We start from the raw sequence: 20752 nt of genomic DNA, 5'->3' as shown, positions 1-20752 counted from the left end.
CGGGGCCGGAGTTGATGACGCCGCCGCCCGTGTAGAAGATCGGCTTCTTCGCGCCGGCGATCAGGTCCACAGCGTCGCGGATCGCCTGCGGGCTACCCTTCACCTGCGGACGGTAAGTTTTGTGAACGACCTTGTTCGGGCCGATATAGGTGCCCTTCGCGAACTGGACGTCCTTCGGGATGTCGATCACGACCGGGCCGGGGCGGCCATTCTGCGCAACGTAGAACGCCTCATGCAGGATGCGTGCGAGGTCGTTCACGTCCTTGACGAGGTAATTATGCTTCGTGCAGGGGCGCGTGATGCCGACCGTGTCGCATTCCTGGAAGGCGTCGGAGCCGATGAGGGCGGTGCCGACCTGACCTGTGATGCAGACGAGCGGAATGGAATCCATGAGCGCGTCGGCGAGGCCAGTGACGGCGTTCGTTGCGCCGGGGCCGGAGGTGACGAGCACGACGCCGACCTTGCCGGACGAGCGCGCATAGCCTTCGGCCGCGTGTGTCGCGCCCTGCTCATGCCGCACAAGGAAGTGCTTGATGCCGTTCTGCTTGAAAATCTCGTCGTAAATCGGAAGTACGGCGCCGCCCGGATAGCCGAAAATGTGTTCGACGCCCTGATCGGCGAGGGCTTGCAGAACAATTTCTGCGCCCGTCATCGCGCGTGCCATAGAAAAACTCCAGTCAAACGCGGCCTTTGCGACCGCCCCACCTTCAAAATCGCGCGCCGTACACGGACGCATCGGACAAAAAAACCGCCGCGAGAACCGAGGCTCTCGGGCGCTTCTGCCTGTCCATGCTCTTGTTAACGTGACGGCAACCACGCTTCTGTTTAGACTGCGCTAATCCTTTAGTGAGAAGCGGTCAAGCGTTTTCGGATAAACAGATTGATTTCACCCTTTGTTCCTTGCATTTCTTTCGTGAAATAGCTATCTTGCGAAATAAAATTATTCCGAATCCACGTAAGCTGTCGCTTCGCATAATTTCGCGTTGCGGTCTTGGCGCGTTCGGCCGCGTCGCCGAGCGAAATCTCGCCGCGCGCGAAGGCAATCAAAGGCGGCAGCCCAACCGCGCGCATGGCGGGGAGAGCTGCATCAAGGTGCAGCGCATCGATGGCCCGCGCCTCTTCGATAGCGCCTGCCTCGATCATGCGGTCGAACCTTTCGTCGCAGCGACGGTAGAGCGCGGCGCGGTCGATCTCCACCACGACCGGCAGCACGTCCGCCGCCGACAGAAGCGGCGGCTCCTTCTGCGCATGCCAGTCCGCTAGCGGGCGACCGGTGGCCTCCAGCACTTCAAGCGCGCGGGCGATGCGCTGGGGATCGCTCGGGCGGATGGTCGCGGCGGTGGCGGCGTCGCGGCGGGAAAGCTCGGCGTGGAGCGCTTCCGTCGGCTCCGTCTCCGCCCGCAGTCTATAATTTGCGCGAATTTCGGCCGGGATTTCGGGGATGGTGGAAAGCCCCTCGGTCAGCGCCTTGAAATAAAGCCCCGTGCCGCCGACGATCACCGGCAACAGACCGCGCGCTTCGGCGTCCGCGACTTCGCGTGCGACATCAGCGAGCCAAAGCGCCGTCGAATAGGGTTCGCGCGCGGGGCGAAACCCGTAAAGCCGGTGCGGCGCGCGCGTTTCCTCCGCAGGCGTAGGGCGGTTCGTGACGATGCGAAGCTCGGCGTAGACCTGCATCGAATCGGCGTTGATGACTACGCCGCCGAACCGCTCCGCGACATCGAGCGCCAGCGCCGACTTGCCGCTTGCCGTCGCGCCGATGATGAGAACCGCTTTCGGTTTTTCGTCGGTCATCGCGAAGCCTTGATGCTGCCGGAGAAGCGAGCGGCAAACGTGCGCTTGCGGCGCGGGTTCCGCCTGCGATATGAAGAGCGCATTCTTTTCGCACCTGCACATAAAAACCGGATCAAGCCAGTCTCCCCATGGACATTGCCATCACACTCACCGCCGCGCCCGAATCGAAGGATCTCCTCCTCGGTCTCTCCGCGCAACTGCAACGCGACCTGAATGGCGATCTCGAATTCGGCTGGCTGTCCGAAGGCGAGGCGCTGGACCTTATCCTGGCGCTTGCGCCGGAAGAAAAGGTTGCCGCCGCAGACCTGAAGGCAACGGTCGCTGCTGCGCTTGGCGACGCGCACGTGGATTTCTGCGTTCAGCCAGCGCAGGGCCGCAGGAAGCGTATGCTGATCGCGGACATGGACTCGACCATCATCGCGCAGGAGTGCCTTGACGAGATGGCCGATTTTGCGGGCATCAAGCCGCAGATCGCGGCGCTGACGGAGCGGGCGATGCGGGGCGAACTCGATTTCGCGGACGCGCTGCGCGAGCGCATCGCGCTGCTTCGGGGCATGCCGAAGACCGAGCTTTCGCGGGTGCTCGCCGAACGAATCACGCTCAATCGCGGTGCGCAGGCGCTGGTCGAGACGATGAACGCGCATCGCGGGCATACCGTGCTCGTTTCGGGCGGCTTCACCTATTTCACGCGCGCGGTCGGCGGTATGGCGGGCTTCGCGAAGAACCGCGCCAACCAGTTCATCTGGGAAGACGGCAAGCTCGCGGGCGTCGAAGAGCCGATCCTCGGGCGCGAGGCCAAGCTTGCGGCGCTGAACGACGAAGCCACCGCGAACGGGCTTTCGCCGGAAGACGTGATCGCGGTCGGCGACGGCGCGAACGACCTTTCCATGCTGAAGGCGGCGGGGCTTGGCGTTGCCTATCGCGCGAAGCCGGTCGTCGCGGCGGAGGCAGACGCGCAGGTGCTCCATACCGAGCTAACGACGCTGCTGTTCTTCCAGGGCTACAAGCGCGAGGACTTCGTCACCTCGATCACGTAGACGCCGGCAGCGCCGAAAGGCGCCGTCGCCGACGGGTCCGTAACTACCGCGCCGCGATCCCCTCGCGTGCCGCGCCTTGGCCCCAGTCGTGCATCGCGGGCAGGTCGAGCACTTCGTGCGCATAGGCCGCAGCCGTGCCGTCGTCGCCGAAGGCAGCGAGGTTGATGCCGTAGGTGCGAAAACGTGTCGCAACCGGCGCATACATCGCATCCGCGACCGAGAACGCGCCGAACAGGAACGAGCCGCCCGCGCCATAAGCCTTGCGCGTATCCCGCCACACAGCGACGATGCGCGCGATATCGGCCTTCGCCGCGTCAGACGGCTCGACGCCATTGACGCGAGCGTGGAAGTCCATCGAAAGCTCTTTCCGCAGCGCGTGGAAGCTCGAATGCATCTCGGCAGCGACCGACCGTGCGACCGCGCGCGCCGCCGGATCGTCCGGCCAGAGCTTCACATGCGCGGAGATTTCCGCAAGATATTCGCAGATGGCGAGGCTATCCCACACGGCGAGCGCGCCGCGCTTCAGCACGGGCACGCGGGCCGAGGGCGAATGCCGCGCGATCTGCGCCGCGCTGTCGGGCTGCCGAAGTTGAACATGCTCCTCGCGGAACGGAATCCCTGCAACCTTCGCCGCAAGCCACGGGCGCAGGCTCCAGGACGACCACGCCTTGTTTCCGATCACGAGAACGATTTCGTTATGCACCTGACGGCCCTCCGAGCTTTTGGATATAAATCCCGAAGCGCAGGATCGAGGCAAGCGGCGAAGCGTCCCAAGCCATCATCGAAAAAAGCGATGCAGCCGGTGGATAGCCATGCAAACGGGGAGGTTGCGGTGCGCTGGCGATTGCGGTGGCTGCGGTGAGCGTCTAAAAGGTGCAAAAAATCACTCCACCATTGTGGATCATCGCTAACTGTCAGGTTTCACAAACCGCAACAGCGTGCGGATCCCGCACAGAGAGAGCCTCGCCGTGAACATTTGCATGATCGGTGCCGGATATGTCGGCCTTGTCTCCGCCGCCTGTTTTTCAGAATTCGGCTGGGACGTGACCTGCGTCGAGAAGGACGCCTCGAAGCTCGACAAGCTGAACGGCGGCGAAATCCCGATCTATGAGCCGGGCCTCGATGTGCTCGTCGAAAAGAACGTGCGCTCCGGCCGCCTGCGCTTCACCTCGGAGCTGGCCGAAGTGGCGCGCGAGGCGGATCTCATCTTCCTCGCGGTGGGCACGCCGATGCGTCGCGGCGACGGCTACGCGGACCTCTCCTATGTGTATCAGGCGGTCGAGGAAATCGCCCCGCACCTGACGGGCTTCACGGTCATCACCACGAAATCGACCGTGCCCGTGGGCACGAGCCGCGAGATCGAACGCCGCATGCGCCGCCTCCGCCCGGACGCCGATTTCGCCATCTGCTCGAACCCCGAGTTCCTGCGCGAAGGCTCGGCCATTCAGGACTTCATGCACCCCGACCGCGTGCTCGTTGGCGTGGACGACAACCGCGCTCGCGAGGTTCTGGACCGCCTTTACGAGCCGCTCCGCCTGCGCAGCGCGCCCGTGATGTTCGTCAGCCGCGAAAGCGCCGAGCTTGCGAAATATGCGGCGAATGCGTTCCTCGCCATGAAGATCAGCTTCATCAACGAAATCTCTGATCTGTGCGAAGAGGTCGGCGCGAACGTGCAGCAGGTCGCCAGCGCCATCGGCTCAGACCGCCGCATCGGGGACAAGTTTCTCCATCCGGGGCCAGGCTATGGCGGCTCCTGCTTCCCGAAGGACGTGTCCGCGCTGGCCCGCACCGCGCGCGAGGCGCGCTCGCCGTTGACGCTCGTCGAACAGGTCGAGAAGGTGAACAACGAGCGCAAGATCGCCATGGCGCACCGCGTGATCCGCGCGCTCGGCGGCGATGTCGCGGGCAAGACGGTGGCCGTGCTCGGCGTCACCTTCAAGCAGAACACCGACGACATGCGCGATGCGCCAAGCCTCGTGATCCTGCCGATGCTTCAGGAACGCGGCGCGACGGTGCGCGTCTACGATCCGCAAGGCCGCCATCAGGCCGAGCCGTTGCTGCCGGGCCTCGTCTGGTGCCAGAGCGTGCTCGAAGCAGCCGAAGGCGCAGCCGCCGCCGTGGTTCTCACCGAGTGGAACGAGTTCCGCGCCGTCAGCTTGCCCGCGCTCAGGGAGAAAATGAGCGGCGACGTGCTGGTGGACCTTCGCAACATCTACCGCGCCGACCTCGCGCGGGATGCGGGCTTCGCCTATACGAGCGTCGGCCGCCCCGACAAGCCGCGCGCGGACGACGGCTCAACCTTCGGCAACGACGGCATCCTCATCGAGGGAGCGGACGGTACGCTGACGGCGTAAGCCGCGTGCACCGTCATCGTCGGCGCGCGGGCAACCCTTCGGCGTTCGCGCGCGAAAACTTGCACCATTCAAAAATCTCAGCGCGAGGGCCGATCCTTCGCGCTGCTCCGGCTTGGCCGGCGATTGAGCCGCCGGGCGGTTGCGAACTGGTTCGCTGGCCGCTCCCCTTAACGCGCCCTTAATCACACACGCCTAACTTTCATAAAACTATCCGCGTGGGCAGCGTGGGTGGTCGCGTCCGGTTCTCCGGCGCGCGTTATGTGGGCGTTTGTGAGGGCGTTGCGTGGCCGAGTGGCGTGTGGGCCAAGGCGAAGAGCGTGCTGCTTCTTTCGGGGCGGCAGCAGCTCATCATGCGCGCGTGGCGGCGGCTTTTCTGGCGCATGCCCTCGCGACTGGCGTGCGCGCCGTCTTCGTCGCAACATGGAAGATCATCCGGGCCTTCTCCCTCTGGCTCGTCATCAAATCGCCGCTGGCCGAACCGCGCCGCAGCGCACATCGCCCGCTCCTTCAACTGATCCCGTGGTTGATCGTCGCCGTCGGATGGGGCGCGATCACACTTCTGGCCGTCGTCACCTACTACGCCACGGTGCTTCCCGATCCGCGTCAGGCCATGGTGCTTCGCCTGCCGCCGAACCTCACGATTCTAGCGCGCGGCGGCGAGTTCATCGCCGAGCGCGGCATGCGGCGCAATTACGTGCCCTATGGCGAGATCCCGCCGAACATCGTCAAGGTCGTGCTCGCGACCGAGGACCGGCGCTTCTTTTATCATTTCGGGCTCGACCCCATCGGGCTGGCGCGCGCCGCGAGCAAGAACTGGAGTTCCGGCGAAGTCGTGCAGGGCGGCTCCACCATCACGCAGCAGCTCGTGAAGAACCTGTTCCTTCAGCCGAAGCGCACATGGACCCGCAAGGCCGAGGAATTCATCCTCGCGATCTGGCTTGAGAGCCGGTTCACCAAGCAGCAGATCCTCGAATTCTATCTGAACCGCGTCTATTTCGGCGGCGGCAATTTCGGCATAGGCGCGGCGACGCATTCCTATTTCGGCAAGGAGCCGAAAGACGTGACGCTCGGCGAAGCGGCGCTGCTCGCGGGGCTCATCAAGGCGCCGTCCTATTATTCGCCGACGTCGAACATGGACCGTGCGCGCGACCGCTCGAAGGAAATCCTGCGCATCCTCGCCGAGACGGACCAGATCGACATCAATCAGTATGCCGAGGCGCTGGCGCATCCGGCCGAACTCAAGGTGCCACCATCGAAGCCCGGCTTCGGCTTTGTCGCGGACTGGGTGGCGGAAGTCGCGCCCATGCTGACCGGCGAGACTGATCGCAACCTCGTGGTTGAGACGACCATCGACGCGGGCCTCCAACTCGCGGCGCGTACGGCGGTCGAGGATGTCATCCGCAACAAGGGCCGCACCGCGCGGGCAACCGAGGCTGGCGTGCTGCTGATGACGCCGGACGGTGCGATCCGCGCCATGATCGGCGGGCGCAATCACGCGGAAAGCCAGTTCAACCGCGCCGTTCGCGCGATGCGGCAGCCGGGCTCTGCTTTCAAGCCGTTCATCTATCTCGCCGCCGTCGAGGCAGGCTGGACGCCGGACACGAAAATCGAGGATGCGCCCATCGAGGTCGATGGCTGGAAGCCTTCGAATTTCGGCGATACCTATCGCGGCGAAATCACGCTGCGGCAGGCGCTCACGCATTCCAGCAACATGGCCGCCGTGCGCCTCGCGAAGGCTGTCGGCACCGACCGCGTGGTGGAGGTCGCGAACCGCCTCGGCGTGCTGTCGGCGAAGAATGTGGGGCTCACCATGGCGCTCGGCACCTCCGAAACGACGCTCCTCGAAATGACCTCGGGCTTCGCGGTGTTCGCCAATGGCGGCTTCTCGGTCGTGCCTGAGATAGTGGAGCGCATCCGCGACGATCAGGGCCGCGTGCTGTTCGAGCGCTCCAAGGCGCCGCCGCCGCGCATCGTGTCTCCGCGCGCCATCTCCGCCATGAACGACATGATGAACTCCGTCGTTGCGGGCGGAACGGCGATGGCGGCCTCGCTCGACCTCTATCCGGCTGCGGGCAAGACTGGGACATCGCAGAAATACAAGGATGCGTGGTTCATCGGCTTCACGGCGCAGTGGGTCGGCGGAGTTTGGATGGGCAATGACAACGCGAGCCCCATGCGTGGCGTCACGGGCGGCTCGCTTCCGGCCGAAATCTGGAAGCAGGTCATGCTGAAGGCGCATGCGGGGCTGATGGCGAAGCCGCTGCCGGGGACCGGACTGCCGCCCGAGTTCATCCAGCACACGGCCGACGCCATCGGGCTTTCGAACGTGCCCGCGCGCAATCCCTTCCGCCGCCGCGAGGTGTCCGACGCGGAGGCCGCACCCACCGGGCCGCCGCCTCTGGCGGCTCCGCAGGGTCGCGCGCGCCGGGCGCCGCTTTAGGCTTTTGCCTGAGCATGGGCTTATCGCAAAATCGGCTTCCACTTTTGCGGATCATGCTCTGAGGGCTGACCGCTACAGCGCGGCGATTTCCGCAACCAACGACTCCGCGATGTTCAGCCCGCCCCGGCGGGAGGCCGCGCGAATCTGAAACCGCCGCGCTCCAGGCACACGCGCGCCGTCCTGCGCTTCAATCATCTTGGCGAGCACTGCGAAACGCTCAAGCGCACCGTCCGAGAAGGCGAGCGGGTCGATGGCGATCATGAGTTGACCGGTGGCGGGCGGTTCGCCGATGTCATCGAGGAACGATGTCGCCTCGGCCGCGAAGCGCGAGCCCGTCAGCCCCGCGGCGAGAAGCTCGACCATGAGCGCGAGCGCCACGCCCTTCGCGTCGCCTAGCGGGGCCATGGTGCCTGCCAGCGCCGCCGCCGGGTCAGTCGTGGGGCGGCCCTCCGCGTCGAGCGCCCAGTCGGGCGGGATCGCCTCGCCCTTGCGCTTAGCCGCGATGATGTTGCCGCGCGCCACCTTCGACAACGACATGTCGACGACGATGGGATCGCTGCACGGCAGCGGGCAGCCGAACGCCAGCGGGTTTGTGCCGAAAAGAGGCGTCCGCCCGCCCCAAGGCGCCATCGCGGCGGGGGCGTTTGCAAAGAGCAGCGAGACGATGCCATCGCGCGCCAACGCTTCGACCGGAAGCCCCGCCGCGCCGCAATGATGCGAGCGTGTGATGCCTGCCATCGCGATGCCGTGCGCGCGGGCAAGCGGGCCGAGCCGTTCCACCGCGAGTTCGAGAGCGGGATACGCGAAGCCGAAACCGGCGTCGATCAGAACCGCTGCCGGGCGCGCCTGACTCGCGGCTGGCACCGCATCGCCCCTTACCTTTCCCGCTTTCAACTGCGCGGCGTAAGTCGGCACCCGCACGAGCCCATGCCCCTTTAGGCCGTCCGCTTCCGCCGCGACGAGCGCGCGCGCCGTGCTCGCGGCGTTAGCAGCGTTCGCGCCAGAGCGTTGCAGGGCACCGGCGGTGAGGTCTTCCGCTTCCTGGATGGTCAAATTCGGCATGATTGGCTCACATCGACACATTCGCGGCGATGGCGAGGTTGCGGAATGCTTCCGAGCCGCCGCGCGTCAGATCCTTGCCGATGAGCGTATCGCCGTCGAGCGCGCGGATGCCGCCTTCCTTCGCGCCGGCGATCATGTTCATGGCGATCATGGCGTAGCCCTGCTCCGCGCTCGAAACGCCGATGCCGACCGCAGGCCCGTCGATGGAGTTCGCAATCACAGTCACGGTGCCGAGCCGCCACGCGCTGCCGATGCGAAGGCCGAAGCGCCCGTTGCCGCCGATGAGGTTGTTTGTGACGAGGCCGTCACCCTCGACCCAGATGCCCGCCTTCGCGCAGGATGCCGCGCGGTTCCCGGTGACGAGCAGGCCCGAGCCGCCGCAATAGAGGCCGTCGCCGTCGCTCGAAAGGACCTCGCAATCAGCGACCGTCAGATTGCGACATTCGCGTGCGATAAGGCCCTGATTGACGAAGGATAGGCCGCGCAAGCTCACCCCCTGCTTGCCGACGCATTCGAAGGCCGCGCGGCCGGGCGGCGCTGCGATAACGCTGAGGCCGGATGTTCCGACGAGCGTCGCCTTGGACGGGAGTTGCACGCCCGCGACACGATAGCGTCCCGCTGGCACAAGGATCGGCTGCCCCGCTTCGACGAGTGCGTCGACGGCCTTTTGCATGGCGGTCGTCTGATCCGCCTCGCCGTTCGCGATCACCCCGAAATCGGAAAGCGCCCTGCCGGATCGTTCGGAGACGGCAGCAGCCGCTTCAGCCGCGCTCGCGCCAAACAGCGCGGCCGCTCCACCCATCCCGATGAAATGTCTGCGATCCATTGCCGTGTCGACTCCTGCCGTGGCGTGCCGTTTGCCTCTTTGCGCGTAGCACAGCTTCGGCTGCGGCCTGAACGAGAATCCGGGCGGCATCCACGGCTTCCGTGATGGTGATGCGCGGGCGCAGTGAAGGATCGCCCAGAACCGGCATGTGAATGAATGCCGCGAGCGGGCCACCATCGCCTTCGCGCGCGAGGCTTCGATAATAAAGCGCGTTGCACAGATAACGGCCTGCGTTTCGCGACAGTTCCGCCGGGACGTTCGCGCGGCGCAGGGCGCGGATGAGGTGAAGCGGAGCCAGCGTCGGCGTAAGGTGCGGCGCGCCCGCCCGGACGAGCGGCATGGGTGGCAAGGTATGGCCGTGCGCGTCAGGGCGCGGACCGCTGATGTTCACCGCGCGGGACTCGATCTCGAAGGCGGTGGCGCGCCTCGAAACGCCGAAATGCAGAACTGCGTCCGGCGCGAATGTGGCAACGGCGCTCTTTGTGGCCTCGTGTGCGGTTGCCCAGGATACAGGAAGCACGGCAGTCGATAGTTCGATTTCGGCAGTGCGGAATGCCGCCTGCATCGCGAGGAGGCGGACGAGCGTTTCCGATGCATTATGCGGCACGCCGGGAAACGGGCCGAAGCCGGTCACGAGCACGCGGACGGGGTTCGCCCCAGCCATCGCGTCACGCGCGCCCGAAGATGAGGCTGGTCACTTCATCGGCGGCGACGGATGGCGGCTTTGCGCCGCGCCGCACTTCGCTTTCAAGCGCCGCGATTTTCGCGGTGGCCGCTTCATTCGTGAGGAAAGCCTGCCGGATCTGATCCTCGATCATCGCATGCATCCAGCGCACATCCTGATCGCGGCGTTTGGACGCGAACTCGCCGGTCGCTTCGAGGGTTGCGCGATGGGACAGCACATTCGCCCATAAATCCTCAAGGCCGATGCCGTCGCGCGAGGAAATCGTGATGACGGGCGGCTTCCACGTGGCGCTCGCAGGCGTGAGGATGTGCAACCCGGCGCGGTAATCCCCTGCGGCGCGGCGCGCGGCGTGTTCGTTGCCGCTGTCGGCCTTGGTGATCGCGATCATGTCCGCGAGTTCCATCACGCCTTTCTTGATGCCCTGCAATTCGTCGCCGCCGCCCGCGATCATCAGGAGGAGGAAAAAATCCACCATGCCGGCAACCGTGACCTCCGATTGCCCGACGCCGACCGTCTCCACGAGGATAACGTCGAAGCCCGCCGCCTCGCAAAGAAGGATCGTTTCGCGCGTGGTGCGTGCCACGCCGCCGAGCGTTCCCGAGGATGGCGACGGACGAATGAACGCGTTCTCTTCGGCGGCGAGCGTCGCCATGCGGGTCTTGTCGCCGAGGATCGCGCCGCCCGACCGCGTCGAGGACGGATCGACCGCGAGCACGGCCACGCGATGGCCCTTCCGCACAAGCAGCGTTCCCAGCGCGTCGATCATGGTGGACTTGCCCGCGCCCGGCACGCCGGTAATGCCGACGCGAAGCGCGCTCCCGGCGGCATCGTTCAAAGTCGTGAGCAGAAGCCGCGCCTTCACGCGATGCGCGGGCTTGCGGCTCTCGATCAGGGTGATGGCGCGCGCGACGGACACGCGATTGCCGGAGCGAACGCCCCGTGCAAGGTCTTCGACGTCTCTGTGATCCGGGTGCGGAGGCGATTCAGCGCTCATGTGAAATGGCTTAGAAGAACCGTGGGCCGCAGACAAGATGCGTGCGGCTCAAAAAAGCTTAACGGGCGGTCACGAATTGCGAAACAGTTTTCCACTTTGTATGATGGCGCGAACCGAGGCCTGAGACACAAATGAACGACGAGTCCGATATTGCGACGCTGAACCGGCGCGTAACGCTTCTGGAAGAAGACGCAAAGGGCGAAAAAGCCGTGTCGCGCCATATCCTGCGCAAGGTGACAGATAACGAGAACGCACTCCTTGAGATAAAAGCCGAACTCGGCGATATCCGCAAGGAAGTGTCCGCGCTGCGAAGCGAGATCGTGGCGCTCCGTTCGGATCTGCCGGGCATCGTGGCAACTTGCGTTACGGCGATCATCCGCGAGGAATTGTCGCGCGGGCGATAAATGGCGCGCATCGATAAAAGGAGCGCGCAAGGCGCACTCCTTTTCTTGGCTACATCGCGCGCGGCTGTTGTCGACCGGTGCCGCTTTCCTTCTGTGGAAAAGCGGGCGCCTCTGGATCATAACCCTGCCAGCCATCGGCCCGATATTGGTCGGCGCGCACTTCCATATCCACCGGGCGGTGGCGGAGCATGATCCGCTCGGCTTCGTCGGCCTTGTCTTCAGCCGCGCGAAGCGAAATGAGCGTGCCGCCGCGCTTCAAAGATTCGGCGTAGACTTCAGCTTCGTCTTCCGAAATGCCGTAAGCTACGAGCCCGCCGAGAAGTCCGCCCGCAATCGCGCCCGTGGCCGCGCCCGCCAGTGTCGTCGCCAGAACGCCCGCCGCGACCAGCGGACCGATGCCCGGAATCGCGACCAGTCCCAGCGAAGCGAGCATGCCCGCGCCCGCACCGGCTACGCCGCCAAGCGTAGCGCCCGTGGCAGCGGCATCGCCTTCCGCTTTCTCTTCCATCGCGCGGAAATCCTCGACGGCCTTCGCATTGGTGCCGATGATGCTGATTTCGTCACGATGGAAACCGGCGGCCTCAAGCTCTCGTATGGCGCTTTCAGCGCTTTCATAAGTGTCGTAGACGTGGGTGATGGTGACTGTCATGGCGTGTCTTCCGCATTTGGAGGCGCATCAAATCTTCTTGTGAGGGAAAGGCACGTGGGGGCGCGAGTGTTCCGGCCGAATCAAGGAAAGCTCCACGCAAGCCTCGCGTGCCAACTTGAGCTTGCAAATGCTGGCAGGCGGTCCTATTTTAGCGACCTCCCAACATTTGAGGTTTTCATGGCACGCGTCACCGTAGAAGATTGCGTTGATAAGGTATCGAATCGCTTCGAACTTGTGCTCCTCGCCGCGCACAGGGCCCGGGCGGTTTCGGCTGGCGCGCCCATCACGATCGACCGCGACAACGATAAGAACCCTGTGGTGGCGCTTCGTGAAATCGCCGATCAGACCGTTTCGCCGGAAGATCTGAAGGAAGACCTCATCCATTCGCTGCAATCGCACGTCGAGGTCGACGAGCCCGAGGCCGAAGCTGCGCCCTCGTTGCCGAGTTCGCGGCAGGCCAACGTGCTCGGCCCGGACGATCAGTTCGCCGATCAGCAGATCGACCGCATCACCGAAGAAGAGCTTCTTCAGGGGCTCGCGCGCAGCATTCCGGCCGAGGCCGCAAGCGGCGGACGCTCCAAAGGATAATTTCGCTGTTCACGGCGCTGCGTCACGCTTGGTTAAGTCTGGAATTTCACTTATTCTCGTGGCGTAAATGAAGAGCAACAGACAGTTGAGGCCGTGCAGCTAGAAACACGAACGAGATCGCAGCCGCCCAAGATCATGAGGCAGTACGATCTCGTTGAAAAAGTTCTGAGCTATAATCCCAAGGCCAACGAGGCGCTGCTCAACCGCGCTTACGTTTATGCCATGCAGGCGCACGGCCAGCAGAAGCGCGCCTCGGGCGATCCGTATTTTTCCCACCCGCTGGCGGTCGCCGCGATCCTGACCGGGCTCAAGCTCGATGACGAGACAATCGCCACCGCCCTTCTTCACGACACCATCGAAGACACGCAGGCCACGAAAGATGAGATCGAAAAGCTTTTCGGTCCGAACATCGCCGCGCTTGTCGATGGCCTCACCAAGATCGAAAAGCTGAACCTCGTCTCGAAGAAGACGCAGCAGGCCGAGAATTTCCGCAAGCTTCTGATCGCCATTTCGAGCGACGTGCGCGTGCTGCTTGTCAAGCTCGCGGATCGGCTGCACAACATGCGCACGCTTGAGCATATGAGGGCCGAGAAGCGCCGCCTCATCGCGCAGGAGACGATGGACATCTATGCGCCGCTCGCGGGCCGCATGGGCATCCAGGAAATCCGCGACGAGTTGGAGGAATTGTCCTTCCGCTGGCTGCATCCGGCGGCTTACGAAACGCTCATGTCGCGCCTCAATGTGCTTCGCGAACAGAACCGCGGGCTGACCGAGGAAATCGCGAGCGAACTCAGGACCAAGCTCGAAGCGCAGGCCATCAAGGCGGACGTCACTAGCCGCGAGAAGAAGCCCTATTCGATCTGGCTCAAGATGCAGAACAAGCAGATCGGGCTTGAGCAACTGTCCGATGTGTATGGCTTCCGCGTCATCGTGCCTGATGTGCAGGATTGCTATACGGCGCTCGGCGTCGTGCATCGCACGTGGCGCGTGGTGCCGGGCCGCTTCAAGGACTACATCTCGACACCGAAGCACAACGATTACAAATCGATCCACACGACCATCGTCGGGCCGCGCCACCAGCGCGTGGAGTTGCAGATCCGCACGGCCGAAATGCACCAGATCGCGGAATACGGCGTCGCCGCGCATTCGGGCTACAAACTCGCGGCGCTTGCCAAATTGCACGGCGACGAACACGGCGCTCAGGGGCCGCAACCGAGCGAGAGCACGGCCTATCAGTGGCTCCGCAAGCTCGTCGACAACCTCCTCGAAGGCGACAATCCCGAAGAATTCCTTGAGCATACGAAGCTCGAACTTTTCCTCGATCAGGTGTTCTGCTTCACGCCGAAGGGCCGCCTGATCGCCCTGCCGCGCGGCGCAAACGGCATCGACTTCGCCTATGCGGTGCACACGCATATCGGCAATCACTGCGTCGGCGTGAAGATCAACGGGCGGCACATGCCGCTTCTGACCGAACTCAAGAACGGCGACGAGGTCGAGATCATCCTGTCGGAGGCGCAGACGCCGCCCGCCGCGTGGGAAAACGCCGTCATCACCGGCAAGGCGCGCTCCGCTATCCGCCGCGCCACGCGCGAAGCCGTGCGCAAGCAATATCTCGCGCTCGGCCGCGACATCATGAAGGCTGCGCTGGAGCGCGCCGACAAGGCACCCGACACCGAACTTTCGCCCATCTTGCCGCGTTTTCAGATGAAGACGGCGGAAGACCTGCTGGCGGCCGTGGGGCAGGGCGATATTGCGGCGGACGAGGTGCTGGGCGCGCTCGATCCGAACTTCCGCAGCGACGTCCCCCCGAAGCGCCGCACCATCACGCGCGACGAGGCAGGCTGGTTCAACCTCGGCCGCGTCGCCGGCTTCAAGTTCCGCTGGGCGGGGCTTCTCACCGGCTCCGACCGGGAATTGCGGAGCAAGGGCGTCCCGCTGCAAAACGCGGACGGCTCGCCGATCGTCAAGCTCGCGGAGGGCGGCGCGGTGCCGGGCGAACGCATCGTCGGCATTCTCGATCCCGGCAAGGGCATCACGATCTACCCGATCCACTCGCCGAAGCTTCGCGCCTTCGAAGATCAACTCGACCGCTGGATCGATGTGACGTGGGACATTCAGGAAGGCACGACCGAACTTTACCCGGCGCGCATGCAGGTGACCGCGCTCAACGAGCCGGGAAGCCTCGCCCGCATCGCGAGCGTGATCGGCGCGGCGCGCGGCAACATCGACAAGTTGCAAATGGTCACGCGCGCCCGGGACTATACCGAGATGCTCATCGACCTTGAGGTTCTTGACCTCAAGCATCTGACGGATATCGTCAACGGCGTCAAAAACCTCCCCGTGGTCAGCACGGCGAGCCGCGTTATCGCCTGACCGCACTCATCGGACCACCTATAGAAAGATCCCTCATGCTCACCGACGAAGCCGTGCTCACAGAATTCCGCGACGCTGGCGCGCTGCTCGAAGGCCACTTCGTGCTGTCGTCGGGCAACCACTCGACCGCCTATCTCCAATGCGCGCGGGTGCTGATGGACGCGAAGCGCGCCGAACGGCTCTGCGCAGCGCTCGCCGGGAAGATCCGGGCCGCTGGCCTCGCCGACGGCATAGACCTCGTCGTGTCGCCAGCCATGGGCGGCGTCGTCGTTGGCTATGAGATGGGCCGCCAGCTTGGCCTGCCCGCAATCTTCTTCGAGCGCGTGGACGGGGTGTTCGCACTGAGGCGCGGCTTCCGCATCGAGCCGGGCCAGCGCTGCATCATGGTCGAGGATGTCGTCACCACCGGCCTTTCCTCGCGCGAATGCATCGAAGCTGCGGAAGCGGCGGGCGGAACCGTTGTCGCAGCCGCGTCGCTCGTCGACCGGTCCGGCGGCCGCGCGAAGCTGCCGGTGCCTTTCGTCCCCCTCATTCGGCTTGACATTCCCATCTTCCCGCCCGATCAAATCCCTGCCTCCGTCAAAGGTATACCCGCTGTAAAGCCGGGTAGCCGGGGCTTGAAGGTTTAACCGGCGATACCGATTCTGTCAGGAGACGGAAGAGGTTGGCATTCGCGAAGGCGCTTGGCTTTCAGGCTGGGATTTATGCTTTTCAAACGCAAGGAACCGCTTTCGATAGGCCGACGGGTGCGTAACGCGCTCTGGCCGACGCGCAGCTTCGACCGTTCCATGCGCTACATGTTCTATCGCCTCGCTCGCATCAAATCTACGCCGCACAGCATCGCGCTCGGCTGCGCGGCTGGCGTGTTCGCGATATTCACGCCGTTCTTCGGCTTTCAGATGCTGCTGGCGGCCGTGCTGGCGGTCGTACTGCGCGGCAACGTCTTCGCCTCGCAGGTGGGCACCTTCGCCGGCAACCCGATCACCTATCCGCTGATCTGGGTTTCAACCTTCACGCTCGGCAGCATCTTCCTCGGCAACCCCGCGAACGCCGACCTCAGCCACTTCCAGTCCGGCGCGCAGGCGCTCGGCGAAAGCCTGACTAGCGGCTCGCCGGACAGCATCGCCACCGCCGTGCAAGGGCTCTGGCCGGTGCTGAAGCCGATGGCGCTCGGCGCGCTTGTCCTCGGCGGCGCGATTTCAGCCGTCATCTATGTTTTCATACGCCGTCTGCTCGAATTGCAGAAGAGCGCGCAGCGCTCCGTGCCTGCGAAGACGGCTGCATCTCTCCGGTAAGTGGTATCATGCCTGTAAAATCTCCCGTTCGGCTCGGCCTCAATATCGATCATGTCGCGACGCTTCGGAACGCGCGGGGCGGCGCGCGGCCGGATCCCATCGAGGCGGCGCGCGTAGCGGTGAAGGCGGGCGTGGACGGCATCACAGCGCATCTGCGCGAGGATCGCCGCCATATCCGCGACGAGGACATTCGCCGCATCAAGGCGGAGATCGCCGCGCCGCTGAACCTCGAAATGGCCGCCACCGAAGAAATGACTGGCATCGCGCTCGTTACGAAGCCGCATGCGTGCTGCATCGTGCCCGAGCGTCGCGAGGAACTGACGACCGAAGGCGGCCTTGACGCTGCGGGCGGCGAAGATCACCTGCTCCCCATCGTGAAGCGGCTCGTAGACGACGGCATACGCGTGTCATTGTTCATCGATCCCGAGCCGCGCCAGATCGAAGCCGCTGCTCGCATGGGGGCGCCCGTGGTCGAACTGCACACCGGTCAATATTGCGAGGCGTGGCTCGCGCGCGACGAGGCAACGGCCCGAGCGGAACTCGACCGGCTGGCCAAGGCCGCCACGCTCGCCGCGTCCGCCGGTCTCGAAGTGCATGCAGGCCATGGCCTCGACTTCGAAACCGCGAAGCATCTTGCCGCCTTCCCGGAGATCCGTGAGCTGAACATCGGTCACGTAATCATCGGCGAAGCGATCTTCATCGGCCTGTCGGAAGCGATCTGGCGCATGCGGGCGGCCATCGCGAAGGGCGCCAGCAAGCGGCCCGACGACAACGCATCGGCCCAGCAGCAACAGCAACAGCAGCAATAGCGCCACGCGAGCCATGATTATCGGCATCGGCAGCGATCTCACCGACATCCGCCGCATCGAGAAGACAATCGCGCGCTACGGCGACCGCTTCCTCGACCGCGTGTTCACGGAGAAGGAGCGCGCGAAATCCGACGCGCGGACCGCGCGCGCAGCATCCTACGCCAAACGTTTCGCGGCGAAGGAAGCCTGCGCCAAGGCGCTGGGCACCGGCCTCGCGGACGGCGTGTTCTGGCGCGACATGGGCGTGACGAACCTGCCGTCCGGCGCGCCGACGATGCGGCTCACCGGCGGCGCGGGCGAGCGGCTCGCGGCGCTGCTGCCGGACGGCCACGAGGCGCGCATTCACCTCACGATCACCGACGATTACCCGCTTGCACAGGCCTTCGTGATTATCGAGGCGCTGCCGAAAGCATAGAGCCGCTGCCAGTCGGCCGATTACTTGCCTTGGAAATCCGGCTTTCGCTTTTCGAGGAAAGCGTCGACGCCTTCTTGGTAGTCGGCGCTCTCATAGACCTCGCGCCGCATGTTCTGGATGCGCTCGAACACCTGCGCCGCCACCGGCTGGAAGTCGGTCAACACCCGAAGCTGCTCTTTCACGACGGCGACGGCGAGCGGCGCTTTCGTGGCGATGTGCTGCGCCAGCGTTTGAGTGAAGGTTTCGATCTCCGTCGAGGGGACGACGTGGTTGATGATACCCCAGTGTTCGGCGGCCTCCGCCTTCACCGGATTGGCGGTGAAAAACATCTCCTTGATGAAGTTCACCGGCAACCGGTTGAGGCAGTGCAGGAGGCCGGTCGTATTGTACGGCAGGCCTAGATTGACTGGGGTGATCGCGAAGGTCGAGGTTTCGTCCGCGATGATCATATCGCAGGAAAGGACGAGATCGAAGGCGCCGCCCCACACCGAGCCCTGCACCATGGCGATGACCGGCCCCGGATACGAGCGTATCGCCCGCAGCGCCTGTTCCAGCGGATCGGCATAGCCGAGCGGATCTTGATGCCCGCGGCGTAGCTCCCTGACGTCATGCCCGGCGGACCAGACCTTGACGCTCGGCTGCCCGCGCACGATCACCACGCGCACCGACTGCGCCTTGAACTCTTCGAGGGCGGCCGTGAGCGAGTCGAGCAGCGCCGAGCTGAGAACGTTGCGCTTGGCCATGTTGTTGAGGGTGATGGTCCCGATGTGACCGTTCACGTCTGTGATGATGATCGGTCGCGGCGCGTTATCGGCCGACGTGCTCACCGAAGCCTCGGTGTTTTCGTCGCCCGACGTGTCGGCCGTGTCGGCCGAAACAGCCGAGCGGCGTTCATCGAATTCGGGTGCGGAAGCAGCGGGAGGGGAAGTTTCAGCCACGTTTTATCCTTCGCCGGGGCGTCGCGCTTTTACGAATTCGTCGCGACGCCGGGTTGGTCGATTTCCATGATTTTAGTGCGCATTCGAGCGAAATGGAGCCCGGTTTGCGCGAAGAAAACGCGTTGCTCCAAAACCTGGAGGCTTTTCGAGATTTCTTTCTCTCGTTTCGCGGAAAGACGAAAATGCCCTATCCGCGCTTTGACCGGGTGAACGGGGTTGATCCAAGGCACTCTGGGCCGAGCGGCCCGATCAGGCGCCCCCCAAGCAGTTAGCCATAACTCGGGCATTGGACAATATGACGACGGTCGGAGATACGAACGCGCCTTTTTTCCATATTTGAGCGGGGATCGCGATTTTCAGAAATGGTGGAGGGGGTTGGATTCGAACCAACGTAGGCTTAGCCAACGGATTTACAGTCCGTCCCCTTTAGCCACTCGGGCACCCCTCCATGCCAGACAGATCAGTGTCTTAGCTGGCGTAGCCAAGTGAACAAACCGTAAATGCCGGGAAGTTAGACACCGTGTTAGCCACTTGGTGGCGCATTCTCTATCAGCCCATCGCGAGTTTGGCAATCCATGTTTCCTCCATTTTTTTGGTGGCGACGACGTTGAGTTCGCGCGTCCGAGCCTGATATTTGACCAGGATCGACGCAACCTGTTTCAGGCTGTGGCCTGTGATCGACGCCGATTTTGCATGTCGGTGCATCCTTCCTCCGCGAGCACGGTTACAGCCGTGCCGCGCAAGTCATGGAAATGCAAGTTGGTCAATCCCGCTGCGGTCTTCGCTTAAAATAAACCTTGGGTGGATGGCGGAGACGGAGGGATTCGAACCCTCGAGACCCTTTTAGGGGTCTGCTCATTTAGCAAACGAGTGCCTTCAGCCTCTCGGCCACGTCTCCACGCACGTCAAAAACCCGGACGGTGGAACCGCCGGTTCCCGAGTTCGCCGTTTCTATCATCGGAATCGGATGGACGCAATCCATTGCTTCGTCAATTTTCTCCGTAACAATCAGATAGACTGCGACGGTCCGTGGATACTTCGTCAAGCGTCTGAAAATTGCGCGTCCGCGCGGCCCCTTTGTCCAGAATGTTCGCCCATCGCGCTCCATCTACGGCTTGCGCGGATGGGTCGGCCCGCGCTTCCGGCTCCGGTCGAGGGTGCCAGCAGCTTTTTTTAAGCGCGAACAGCAGAAACTTGAATGCTCGCGCCGCCGTCAGAACGCCGTCAGCGCCACATCCGTATGCTCGACATGCGGCGGCTGGGCGAAGAACGGCCCGGCGAGCTTCCGCCACTCCTGAAAGTTTTCCGAGTTGCGGAAATGCACGATGTGATCGTCGAGCGTTTCCCACTGGATGACGAGCCGATATTTCGACGTCGATTCGATGGTGCGCTGAAGCTCAAGGCCGAGGCAACCCTTCGAGCGCTGGAAGAACGGCGCAGCTTCCTTCACCGCCGCCTCGAATGCCGCTTCCTCACCCTCTTTCACATGAATTTCGCAGATTTCGTAGACCATTGCCGTCCCTTTCCCGTGCGTCATTGCCTCGCCCTCGGGCGCAGCTACTTCACCTTCTCACCGGGATACACGCCCCAAAGGCTCTTTTGCGGCAGATATCCCTTCTGCTTGCTCGCATAGACCTCGCAATCCTCGCCGTCGCATTGCGCGATATCGACGATTGCGCCCGGCTCGATCTGCGCGACGAGCGTGCCGCCGCCCCGCGTCGCGGTCAGCCGGAACAGCATGCGATCCTTCACCCAGGGGGCGACGACCGCTGTTCGACGCGCGCTTGTCAGCGCCGCGTTCACCCAACCGGTTCCGCCTTCCGAATCACGCACCTGCCGCCAGTTCTCGAACTCGGCGATCACTTCCACAGGCAACCCAGCGCGGCGGAACACCCACGCGATCTGATACTCGCCGCCGGGACCGACGCGCGCGTTTACCTCGCTCGCTTTCAGGCTGACAAAGCGCGGCAAAGGCAGCCCCGTGACGGGCCCGGCATTGCGTTGCGCCGCCTCCTGCGCTAACGATACGCCGGAAAAAAACGAGAACGCGACCAATATGCCGCATACGATCCGAAACTTTGTCATCGCG

22 protein-coding genes and 2 tRNA genes are annotated in these 20752 nt (G+C 64.0%); 10 read left to right on the top strand and 14 right to left on the bottom strand.

Translation table 11 applies throughout. The annotated features are described in order from the left end of the window. Together T281_RS05030 and miaA are read right to left on the bottom strand one after the other, a co-directional pair. Window positions 1–664, bottom strand: a 664-nt coding sequence (locus tag T281_RS05030; protein WP_037235129.1) for a thiamine pyrophosphate-binding protein, incomplete at its 3' end; no start/stop codon positions are given. Window positions 665–843: 179 nt separating this feature from the next. Next, window positions 844–1794, bottom strand: a complete 951-nt coding sequence (gene miaA / locus T281_RS05025; RefSeq protein WP_037235176.1) for a tRNA (adenosine(37)-N6)-dimethylallyltransferase MiaA — start codon at window positions 1792–1794, stop codon at window positions 844–846. Between the two features lie 128 nt (window positions 1795–1922). Between miaA and serB the strand changes: the two genes are divergently transcribed. Beyond that, complete coding sequence (gene serB / locus T281_RS05020; RefSeq protein ID WP_037235128.1) at window positions 1923–2831, top strand: phosphoserine phosphatase SerB; 909 nt, start codon at window positions 1923–1925, stop codon at window positions 2829–2831. A gap of 43 nt (window positions 2832–2874) precedes the next feature. Here the strand turns inward: serB and T281_RS05015 are convergent, their stop codons facing one another. Next, a complete protein-coding gene (locus T281_RS05015) occupies window positions 2875–3534 on the bottom strand; it encodes a glutathione S-transferase family protein (protein WP_037235121.1) in 660 nt (219 codons plus the stop codon). A gap of 277 nt (window positions 3535–3811) precedes the next feature. Here T281_RS05015 and T281_RS05010 point away from each other — a divergent pair, with 277 nt between their 5' ends. Next, on the top strand, window positions 3812–5185 hold the full coding sequence (locus T281_RS05010; RefSeq protein ID WP_037235119.1) for a UDP-glucose dehydrogenase family protein: 1374 nt from the start codon (window positions 3812–3814) through the stop codon (window positions 5183–5185). Window positions 5186–5468: 283 nt separating this feature from the next. Then, window positions 5469–7625, top strand: coding sequence for a transglycosylase domain-containing protein (locus tag T281_RS05005; protein WP_155955104.1), 2157 nt, complete (start codon window positions 5469–5471; stop codon window positions 7623–7625). Between the two features lie 72 nt (window positions 7626–7697). Here T281_RS05005 and T281_RS05000 read toward each other — a convergent pair whose 3' ends face one another. From T281_RS05000 to meaB, 4 genes are read right to left on the bottom strand one after another with little or no spacing between them, the layout of a single operon-like run. Next, window positions 7698–8687 (bottom strand): Ldh family oxidoreductase, encoded by a 990-nt coding sequence (locus tag T281_RS05000; protein WP_037235117.1) that lies wholly within the window; start codon window positions 8685–8687, stop codon window positions 7698–7700. Between the two features lie 7 nt (window positions 8688–8694). After that, window positions 8695–9513 (bottom strand): right-handed parallel beta-helix repeat-containing protein, encoded by an 819-nt coding sequence (locus T281_RS04995; protein WP_162173115.1) that lies wholly within the window; start codon window positions 9511–9513, stop codon window positions 8695–8697. Further along, a complete protein-coding gene (locus T281_RS04990; RefSeq protein WP_052037062.1) occupies window positions 9449–10177 on the bottom strand; it encodes a pyroglutamyl-peptidase I in 729 nt (242 codons plus the stop codon). The genes T281_RS04995 and T281_RS04990 overlap by 65 nt, the downstream gene beginning before the upstream one ends. A 4-nt stretch (window positions 10178–10181) precedes the next feature. Continuing rightward, entirely contained in the window at window positions 10182–11192 is a 1011-nt protein-coding gene (gene meaB, locus T281_RS04985; protein WP_037235113.1) for a methylmalonyl Co-A mutase-associated GTPase MeaB, read from the bottom strand. Between the two features lie 131 nt (window positions 11193–11323). On the opposite strand from meaB, the gene T281_RS04980 reads away from it, so the two are divergent. Beyond that, window positions 11324–11596 carry a hypothetical protein gene (locus T281_RS04980; protein ID WP_013419878.1) on the top strand — a complete coding sequence of 91 codons (273 nt, stop codon included), beginning with the start codon at window positions 11324–11326 and terminating at the stop codon, window positions 11594–11596. Window positions 11597–11645: 49 nt separating this feature from the next. Here the strand turns inward: T281_RS04980 and T281_RS04975 are convergent, their stop codons facing one another. Further along, on the bottom strand, window positions 11646–12245 hold the full coding sequence (locus T281_RS04975) for a general stress protein (protein WP_037235110.1): 600 nt from the start codon (window positions 12243–12245) through the stop codon (window positions 11646–11648). A 177-nt stretch (window positions 12246–12422) separates the two neighbouring features. On the opposite strand from T281_RS04975, the gene rpoZ reads away from it, so the two are divergent. From rpoZ to acpS, 6 genes are all read left to right on the top strand, one after another. After that, window positions 12423–12833, top strand: a complete 411-nt coding sequence (rpoZ, locus tag T281_RS04970) for a DNA-directed RNA polymerase subunit omega (protein ID WP_013419876.1) — start codon at window positions 12423–12425, stop codon at window positions 12831–12833. A 132-nt stretch (window positions 12834–12965) separates the two neighbouring features. Further along, window positions 12966–15206, top strand: coding sequence for a RelA/SpoT family protein (locus T281_RS04965; protein ID WP_037235166.1), 2241 nt, complete (start codon window positions 12966–12968; stop codon window positions 15204–15206). Between the two features lie 35 nt (window positions 15207–15241). Continuing rightward, complete coding sequence (gene pyrE, locus T281_RS04960; RefSeq protein WP_037235107.1) at window positions 15242–15835, top strand: orotate phosphoribosyltransferase; 594 nt, start codon at window positions 15242–15244, stop codon at window positions 15833–15835. A 75-nt stretch (window positions 15836–15910) separates the two neighbouring features. Then, window positions 15911–16501, top strand: coding sequence for a DUF2062 domain-containing protein (locus tag T281_RS04955; protein ID WP_037235104.1), 591 nt, complete (start codon window positions 15911–15913; stop codon window positions 16499–16501). A gap of 8 nt (window positions 16502–16509) precedes the next feature. Next, entirely contained in the window at window positions 16510–17310 is an 801-nt protein-coding gene (locus T281_RS04950; RefSeq protein WP_052037061.1) for a pyridoxine 5'-phosphate synthase, read from the top strand. A 13-nt stretch (window positions 17311–17323) separates the two neighbouring features. After that, on the top strand, window positions 17324–17725 hold the full coding sequence (gene acpS / locus T281_RS04945; RefSeq protein WP_037235101.1) for a holo-ACP synthase: 402 nt from the start codon (window positions 17324–17326) through the stop codon (window positions 17723–17725). 20 nt (window positions 17726–17745) lie between these two features. Here acpS and scpB read toward each other — a convergent pair whose 3' ends face one another. From scpB to T281_RS04915, 6 genes are all read right to left on the bottom strand, one after another. Next, a complete protein-coding gene (gene scpB, locus T281_RS04940) occupies window positions 17746–18663 on the bottom strand; it encodes a methylmalonyl-CoA decarboxylase (RefSeq protein ID WP_081796604.1) in 918 nt (305 codons plus the stop codon). Between the two features lie 363 nt (window positions 18664–19026). After that, window positions 19027–19111: transfer RNA gene (locus T281_RS04930), tRNA-Tyr, on the bottom strand. 101 nt (window positions 19112–19212) lie between these two features. Further along, entirely contained in the window at window positions 19213–19368 is a 156-nt protein-coding gene (locus T281_RS18655; protein ID WP_199502330.1) for a hypothetical protein, read from the bottom strand. Between the two features lie 101 nt (window positions 19369–19469). Then, window positions 19470–19561 (bottom strand) — tRNA-Ser (locus T281_RS04925). A gap of 315 nt (window positions 19562–19876) precedes the next feature. Further along, entirely contained in the window at window positions 19877–20200 is a 324-nt protein-coding gene (locus T281_RS04920; protein ID WP_420834872.1) for an antibiotic biosynthesis monooxygenase family protein, read from the bottom strand. 20 nt (window positions 20201–20220) lie between these two features. Further along, a complete protein-coding gene (locus tag T281_RS04915; RefSeq protein ID WP_013419868.1) occupies window positions 20221–20748 on the bottom strand; it encodes an SH3 domain-containing protein in 528 nt (175 codons plus the stop codon). Window positions 20749–20752 lie beyond the last annotated feature (4 nt).

The sequence above is a fragment of the Rhodomicrobium udaipurense JA643 genome (assembly GCF_000636015.1).
Classification (GTDB): domain Bacteria; phylum Pseudomonadota; class Alphaproteobacteria; order Rhizobiales; family Rhodomicrobiaceae; genus Rhodomicrobium; species Rhodomicrobium udaipurense.
The sequence above is the reverse complement of the archived record's forward strand: the minus strand, read 5'-3'. Positions and strand labels throughout refer to the sequence as shown.